The 672-nt window shown below is 54.6% G+C and carries 1 protein-coding gene; it reads left to right on the forward strand.

All coding sequences use genetic code 11. The features are described 5' to 3' along the window. The coding region (locus tag HLUSI_RS0117285; RefSeq protein WP_029363665.1) for an IS3 family transposase at positions 1-635 on the forward strand (635 nt) is incomplete at its 5' end. Between the last annotated feature and the right edge of the window lie 37 nt (positions 636-672).

The raw sequence follows: 672 nt of genomic DNA on the forward strand, positions 1-672 counted from the left end.
GTTTTCGATGCAAATCTACAATCATGCGTGAGCACGAAGTGTACGGCCACCACCGACGCAGATTCAAGCCGGTGGCTGGCTCTGAGGCTGATGGCGCAGTCTTTCCCAATCGCTACCGCAACGTCATTCCAACGGAGCCAGATCGTGTTTGGGTCGCCGATATTACCTATATCCGAATTGCATCCGGCTTTATCTACCTGGCCGTTGTCCTGGATGCTTGCAGTCGTAAGGTGATTGGTTACGCCTTATCCAAGCGTATCGACACACCCTTGGCCCTGGCCGCGCTGACGGCGGCTTATAGAAGTCGCAAGCCGGCGCCCAACACATGCATTCATCACACCGACCGCGGGTGCCAATACGGAAGTGCTTTGTACCGAGAGGCGCTGGAAGAATTCGGCTTGATTGGTTCGATGAGCGCACCAGCCAACCCGTATCACAACGCGCAAGCGGAGAGCTTCATGAAGACGCTTAAGGTCGAAGAGGTCTATCTGGCTGGTTATGAGAAATTCGACGATGTGGCCGGCAGGCTGCCATACTTCATCGAAGAGATTTACAACGAACGGCGTATGCACTCAGCGCTGGGCTATCAATCACCTAACCATTTCGAAGCACAACTCGCTCGGCAAGCGGCTTAGTTTCTCCATCAACCTTGGTCCAGCCCGAGGGGTTCAC

This window comes from Herbaspirillum lusitanum P6-12, from assembly GCF_000256565.1.
Taxonomy (GTDB): domain Bacteria; phylum Pseudomonadota; class Gammaproteobacteria; order Burkholderiales; family Burkholderiaceae_D; genus Herbaspirillum; species Herbaspirillum lusitanum.